Annotated in this window: 7 protein-coding genes; all 7 read right to left on the bottom strand. The window is 43.1% G+C overall.

Annotated elements, in window-relative coordinates:
- Positions 1 to 97: 97 nt before the first annotated feature.
- Positions 98 to 1,378, bottom strand: coding sequence for a methionine gamma-lyase family protein (locus P343_RS27490; RefSeq protein WP_023510042.1), 1,281 nt, complete (start codon positions 1,376 to 1,378; stop codon positions 98 to 100).
- A gap of 2 nt (positions 1,379 to 1,380) precedes the next feature.
- Entirely contained in the window at positions 1,381 to 2,634 is a 1,254-nt protein-coding gene (gene hflX, locus P343_RS27495) for a GTPase HflX (protein ID WP_023510043.1), read from the bottom strand.
- Between the two features lie 26 nt (positions 2,635 to 2,660).
- Positions 2,661 to 3,614 (bottom strand): AAA family ATPase, encoded by a 954-nt coding sequence (locus P343_RS27500; RefSeq protein WP_023510044.1) that lies wholly within the window; start codon positions 3,612 to 3,614, stop codon positions 2,661 to 2,663.
- A 263-nt stretch (positions 3,615 to 3,877) separates the two neighbouring features.
- Positions 3,878 to 4,111, bottom strand: coding sequence for an RNA chaperone Hfq (hfq, locus tag P343_RS27505; RefSeq protein WP_023510046.1), 234 nt, complete (start codon positions 4,109 to 4,111; stop codon positions 3,878 to 3,880).
- Between the two features lie 213 nt (positions 4,112 to 4,324).
- The gene (miaA, locus tag P343_RS27510; RefSeq protein ID WP_023510047.1) at positions 4,325 to 5,266 is read right to left on the bottom strand and encodes a tRNA (adenosine(37)-N6)-dimethylallyltransferase MiaA; all 942 of its coding nucleotides are present in this window, start codon (positions 5,264 to 5,266) and stop codon (positions 4,325 to 4,327) included.
- A gap of 64 nt (positions 5,267 to 5,330) precedes the next feature.
- A complete protein-coding gene (locus P343_RS27515) occupies positions 5,331 to 5,519 on the bottom strand; it encodes a hypothetical protein (RefSeq protein ID WP_023510048.1) in 189 nt (62 codons plus the stop codon).
- A 228-nt stretch (positions 5,520 to 5,747) separates the two neighbouring features.
- Positions 5,748 to 6,368 (bottom strand): DUF5052 family protein, encoded by a 621-nt coding sequence (locus P343_RS27520; RefSeq protein WP_023510049.1) that lies wholly within the window; start codon positions 6,366 to 6,368, stop codon positions 5,748 to 5,750.
- Between the last annotated feature and the right edge of the window lie 333 nt (positions 6,369 to 6,701).

The raw sequence follows: 6,701 nt of genomic DNA on the forward strand, positions 1-6,701 counted from the left end.
CACGCCCCTTTCTTACTCACATTATAACGGTCGGCCTATTTGTTGTCAAACCGTGTTAGCTTATCTCACGTCTTGTGGTACTGATTTAAATAATTTGTCACAATTCCAATTGTTTTGGGTCTAGTAAGTTGTTCTCGAACAAATGATTAACAGCGACCATCATAGCCGCCTTCACATGCTCAAAGGTTAAACCACCTTGAACATAGAGTGTAAAAGGCGGACGTAACGGTCCGTCGGCGGTTAATTCCAGACTTGCGCCTTGAATAAAGGTGCCTGCTGCCATGATTACTTCGCTTGTGTAACCTGGCATTGGGCTCGGATAAGGAACAACATGCGCGTTTATTGGCGAAGCCATTTGAACAGCCTGGCAGAACGCAGTCATCTGACCAGGATCATGAAAAGTGACACTCTGAATCAAATCGGTTCTCACTTTCTCCCATGAAGGTGCTGTTTCCATACCCAGTCTTTCCATTAACGCAGATGTAAAAATAGCCCCTTTTACAGCTTGGGCAACCATGTGCGGCGCAAGAAAGAATCCTTGATACTGATCTTTGAGTTCACTCAATGAAGGTCCTACTTCTTTTCCCAGTCCTGGAGCGGTCAATCGTTCTGCACACATGGAAACTAGGTCTTCCCGACCGACAATGTAGCCTCCAACTTTTGCCAGACCGCCTCCCGGATTTTTGATAAGGGAGCCTGCCATTAAGTCGGCGCCGACATGACCCGGTTCGTAGGTTTCAGTGAATTCTCCGTAGCAATTATCAACAAAAACAAGAATACTGGGATGCACTTTCTTGATTGCAGCAATAGCCTCACCAATTTGAGAAACGGGTATTGACGGGCGATTGTCGTATCCGCATGACCGTTGTATACCGATTAATTTTGTATTTTGCGAGATAGAATGGATCACGGTCTCTGTGTCTATTCTTCCATCCTTCAATGGAATCGCGCGAAACTGCACACCAAAATCCTTCAGTGAACCATGGCTGTTTCCAGACAAGCCAATCACGCCTTCCAAAGTGTCATAAGGTTTGCCGGTAATATACATTAATTCATCGCCTGGCCTCAACACACCAAAAAGCGCAGTCGTAATTGCATGGGTCCCAGATATCATTTGCGAGCGGACAAGACCTGACTCTGCTCCGAAACAGTTCGCATATACCGCTTCTATCCCTTCCCTGCCAAAATCATCGTAGCCATAGCCGGTTGTTCCGCTAAAATGCGCATCACTGATCTTATTCTTCCTAAAACTGGTTAGTACGCGATACTGATTCTCTAAAGCAATCGCGTCAACAGCCTTAAGCCTTTCGGCAATTTGTTGATCAATCTCAGCCGCGAGATTCTTTAACTTTTCTCCAAAAGCGAGTGCATCAAACATCTTTATATCTCCTCATCAGTTGAAACCGTATCTTGAATTAATTTAGACGCAATTGGCGTTTCAGGATAGACGAATCCTTCAACTACATAAGCCTGCGCTTGTTCATCATAGCTTTGTTTATTTAGAACTGCGTGCAGTTTAATCTCATTCAGCAATTTGCCTTCATCAGCTGGCAGTTGGGCCTGAAATGGTACCATCTGCTGAACTAATTGGGTCTTGATCTCAGCCAGAATCCGCTCTCGATCGTTAACATCACGTGCTGAGACAAGGAGAGAACCCTTCGGCACAATAAATGCAGTCTGCAATAAATCTTTTTTATTATATATCGTCAGTACAGGAAGTTCGTCAGCGCCAAGTTCAGAAAGCAGCGCTTTGACGGTCTTTTCATGTGTAATCAAATCTGGATCAGATGCGTCAAGGACATGCACAATCAACTGAGCCCCTGTCACTTCTTCGAGTGTGGAGCGAAAAGCAGCAACAAGCTGTGTCGGCAGATCTTGAATAAAGCCAACCGTATCAGACAGCAGGCATATGAACCCGCTAGGCAAGTTCATTTTACGTGTCAAAGGATCAAGTGTTGCAAAAAGTTGATTCTCGGCATAGGTGCGTGCTGAAGTCAGTTGATTGAATAATGTCGATTTTCCGGCGTTTGTATATCCGACAAGAACAATTTGGCATTGATTATTCGCCAAACGTCGATCTCGATAACGTTTGCGATGCTGTACCACTGTTTTCAGTTGATTGCTGATATCTTTCATCCTGCTGCGAATATAACGCCTGTCCGTTTCCAGTTTGGTTTCACCAGGACCACGAGTCCCGATTCCACCGCCAAGTCGTGACAGTGATGCACCCATTCCACTAAGCCTAGGCAGAAGGTACTGAAGTTGGGCAAGTTCCACCTGCAATTTTCCTTCCCTTGAACGTGCACGCATCGCGAAAATATCTAGAATCAACTGCGTCCTGTCCAAAACCTTTGCATAAAGCAGTTCGCTGAGTCTCCCTTGCTGGGAAGGAAATAACTCGCCGTTGAAAATTACTGTACCTGCTCCTAATTGTTTTTCCAGAGCATCAAGTTCCTGTAATTTACCACTTCCAATATAAGTGGCTGAATCAATTTTTTGTCTTTTTTGTGTGACGACGGCGACAACTTGGCCACCGGCAGTCTTCGTCAGCGCTTCAAGTTCCTGAAGCGACGATTCAAAATGGTCGTCGGATTGGGAAGGAAGCTGGCAAGCAACAAGGATAACACTTTCCATAAAGTACCTCTCTCTATTTAACTGCGTTAGGCTTCATCGGCCTTTGATATAAGTGATCCATCTTCAAGTGTCAGATCACATGCTCGAAGCGTGAGCAGCGCATCACGATCGAAGCTGTTCTCCCTTACTAGACGCACCGCCTGCTGTCGGATCATTTTTTCAATTACATTGCGGACGTATCGTCCATTGCTGAAATGCGGTTCATTGCTCGCGATCTTGTGCTGAAGCAGCCGAAAGAGCTTCTTTTGCGCTTCCGCTGTCATCGAATATTCACGATCTCGGATCATTTGTTTTGCAATATCAAGCAATTCCATGCCTGAATAATCCGGAAAGGACAAGATCATCGGAAATCGAGAAGGAAGTCCGGGATTCATCCGTAGAAAATCATCCATTTCATCGGAATAACCCGCTAAAATCAAAATAAATTCATCTTTATGATCTTCCATTTGTTTTACTAAAGTATCTATCGCTTCTTTGCCGAAGTCCTTTTCTCCGCCTCGTGAGAGCGAATAGGCCTCATCGACGAATAGCACTCCGCCAAGAGACCGTTTAACCAAATCTCTTGTTTTCTGCGCGGTCTGTCCGATGTATTCACCGACAAGATCCGCCCGTTCTGCTTCAATAAGATGGCCCTTTGGCAAAATTTCCATTTCTCGAAACAAGTCGCTAAGAAGACGGGCAACCGTTGTCTTGCCGGTTCCAGGATTTCCTTTAAAAAGCATATGAAACGATTGCTTTTGCACCTTTAGTTGCGCTTCTTCACGTTTGCGATAAATATAGAGCCATGCATAAAGTTCACGCACCATATACTTAATCTCTTCCATGCCAACCAGTCGGTCAAGCTTCGATTCTAACTTTTCAAGAGGTTCGTGGGTGACACGTTCGTCGATGGGAAAAGGTGTGGCGCTGCTTTTCTCGGTTTTCTGGTTAAACACCACATTGATCTGGCTTTTTTTTGTAAAGGTATAGGCTTCTCGCACAGTCCGATCACCTCGCTGTTCTTTGGATCAAGTCCCATTTTTTCACCTGCGTTCTTATGTATACGCCGGCCGAAATAGGTCCGTGACAATCGCCCATGACATGGACACTAGTGAAAAAGTTTGGACTGATCTATCTTATGAATTGCGGTCTGCATTCAGAAGAGATCTTGCAGAAAGATGATCCTGTGAACGATTCAGTTCCGATACCTATTCTCCCAAAAAAACAAAGAAAGACAGCGCAGCCGCTGTCTCCCCAGAATCTATTATGACTCGTCCTGATTTGTCCAGTTCACAGGTTTCGACGGAGTAAACGTAGAAATCGCATGTTTAAAAATTAATTGTTGCTTGCCGTCGCTTTCCAAAAGCACCGTGAAATTGTCAAAACCTTTAACTTTGCCCTTCAACTGAAATCCACTGACAAGAAAGACAGTCACAAACGTTCCTTCTTTTCGCAACTGATTCAAAAAAGTATCCTGGATGTTGATTGACTGTTTCATTTTATTCCTCCTCTTTTCTCTCTAAATAACACTATTTCGATTTGGTGTTAAAATATCCTGCAAGGAATATCTTTTTGTCTGATCTTTTTCTCTGAGAAGGAAAAAAATTGTCCAGTCAGAAAGATCTCACAGTATGATTATATTTTAAATTTCCATCATTTGCAAAGATCGCTTAAAAAACAGAACAAGAAATGTCACAAAATATAACCAATATCATTTAGAAATTAATTGTTCCAAAATAAAATGGTAGATCTCGTCTGCTTTTGATGGAAAATCTTTGAGCGCTTCAGCCATATCAAACCAATGAATCGGCATTTGCCGCCTAAACCAGGTCAGCTGTCTTTTCGCATAGTGGCGTGAATTTTTCTTCAGCCGCTCAACAGCATCCTCAAGCGAGATCTCGCCGTCAAAATAAGGAATGAATTCTTTATAGCCGATTGCTTGCATCGCCTGGGCATTGCGCAGACCTAATTGATACATGAGCTGCGCCTCTTTCAGCAATCCATCCGCCATCATCTGATCCACTCGGGCATCAATTCGAGAGTAAAGCATTGCGCGCTCCATTGTCAATCCAATGCATAGAAATGGAAAGAGCGGCTGCTCAGTTTCTTCCTGCGCGTGATCACTAAACGGTTTACCGGTTTCATGGAAAACTTCAAGTGCCCGTATCACGCGTACAAGATTATGAGGATGAATCCTTTCCGCGGACACAGGATCCACACGTCTCAATTGATCAAATAAGGCCTCTCCTCCCTTTTCTTCAGCGAGACGTGCCAACTCTCGGCGGTAGTCAGGATTCGCACCGCTTGATGAAAATTGATAATCGAAGAGCGCAGCCTTTATGTAAAACCCTGTCCCGCCAACCAAAATAGGTATTTTCTTTTGTGCAGACATTTCTTTAATGACTTGCCTGGCATCGTGTTGATAATTGGCAGCCGAATAATCCTCACCCGGATCACAAATATCGATGAGATGGTGCGGTACACCCTCAGCTTCTTCTGCCGTTACCTTCGCGGTTCCGATATCCATTCCCTTATAGACCTGAAAAGCATCGCCGTTGATCACTTCGCTTCCAAAGCGCTTCGCAAGATCAACACTGAGCTTTGTTTTTCCGACCGCAGTCGGACCCACAATGACAATTACGTTTCCGTTCATAACAAACTCCCAAATGAAATGTGGCTCAAGTATAACATAATTTATCTTTACATTATAAATCTGGTCATGATACACGCCGAATAATGCGACTTGCTAGGATATGATCCTTCCTGAAGATTCGAACCTCTTTTCTCGAGTAACAGTATGCTTTAATATAGGTCTCATTCACATCCATTATACGTATCGTCCGCTGGCTTAATTTATTTCCTCTTGACGTCAAATAAATCAGTTCTATGGTATCTCCTTTCCTCATGAATCATCCCTCCATTCTTATATCCCCATTATAGCGAACGTGTGTTCCTTTTACAATAATAAAAAAAAGAACACCGCCTCGGCAGTTGATAAACACAATTGTCGAAGCGGTGGAAAGTGAAGGTTTTAGAGAGATCATCCCTCGTTAATGGACCTCTTATCTATTATCTTAAAAGAAGAAGGATCGTTTTGGTTAAACAAACACTATGCTTAGAAAAACATATTCTGCTTATTTTCTCAGCAACTTCGTATCATACATTGTAAAATCACATCGATAGATAAATAGATACTTTCCATCAATAATCAGACCTGTTGAATTCGGGACATCAGTAGCAAAATAGGAAACTCGATTGCCTGCGAAAGTCGCAATCGGTTTGCCGAGCTGAGAGCGAATCAAGATCACTTTTGAACGGCCATCAAAATAGTTATGAAAGTTATTGACAACACGATTGATAAACGGAACACTACGGTCCTGGTTTTCAACAAGCACCTTCTTCGGCAGTTTATTCATGACGTCCTGTAGCCCTTTTTCATACATGATCAATGTGCTGCCGACATGAACAACCTGACTGCCACCAATGGTAATATTTAAAACCGACGATTCTTTTGTCGTCTCACCTTTTTCATTCGTTTGGTCAAATTTGCTGTCTCTCGAAATGGAACCTGATATGCCATGAATCGTGTCAATCGGCTGCCCTTCCGCATCATAGGTTTGCATCGTTACGTCTAATCCTCGCAAACTACTTTCAATTTGAGTGGTGAACAAGTTCCAAACCTGGCATCCGGTAAGCCCGAGAAGGGTAAGGACCAACATTCCTGCAGTTAATGCGATTCTTACTTTTTTCGTCAACAATACTCTCTCCTATCTCCCCTGAAAGTCTCTCTAACTATCAAAATCATAACCTTTTCCCCAATTTATGTCATCCGTCTCCGGACAGAGAAAAAATGAACTGCTCATCGTTTGAACGAGAACATGATAAAATGAACAAAAAAAATGAGCCCTGAACGGGCTCAAGAAATGACAATGTACGGTGAATACATCTTATCAGGGACAACTGAACAATTTCTGAACAAAAAAATGAAATAAAACTTCCTATTAAACTGGTACCTATGTCAAGGACACTATAAAAAAAGAGATTAAGCTACTAGAAGATGATTCCTATATTGAATAGGGGTCATCTTT

Origin of the sequence: Sporolactobacillus laevolacticus DSM 442 (assembly GCF_000497245.1) — a bacterium.
Taxonomy (GTDB): Bacteria; Bacillota; Bacilli; order Bacillales; family Sporolactobacillaceae; genus Sporolactobacillus; species Sporolactobacillus laevolacticus.

Excerpts from the sequence above, each read along its gene's own strand:
- hfq (WP_023510046.1), bottom strand. The coding sequence starts at position 4,111 with ATGAAACAGTCAATCAACATCCAGGATACTTTTTTGAATCAGTTGCGA.
- miaA (WP_023510047.1), bottom strand. The coding sequence starts at position 5,266 with ATGAACGGAAACGTAATTGTCATTGTGGGTCCGACTGCGGTCGGAAAA.
- hflX (WP_023510043.1), bottom strand. The coding sequence starts at position 2,634 with ATGGAAAGTGTTATCCTTGTTGCTTGCCAGCTTCCTTCCCAATCCGAC.
- P343_RS27490 (WP_023510042.1), bottom strand. The coding sequence starts at position 1,378 with ATGTTTGATGCACTCGCTTTTGGAGAAAAGTTAAAGAATCTCGCGGCT.
- P343_RS27515 (WP_023510048.1), bottom strand. The coding sequence starts at position 5,519 with ATGAGGAAAGGAGATACCATAGAACTGATTTATTTGACGTCAAGAGGA.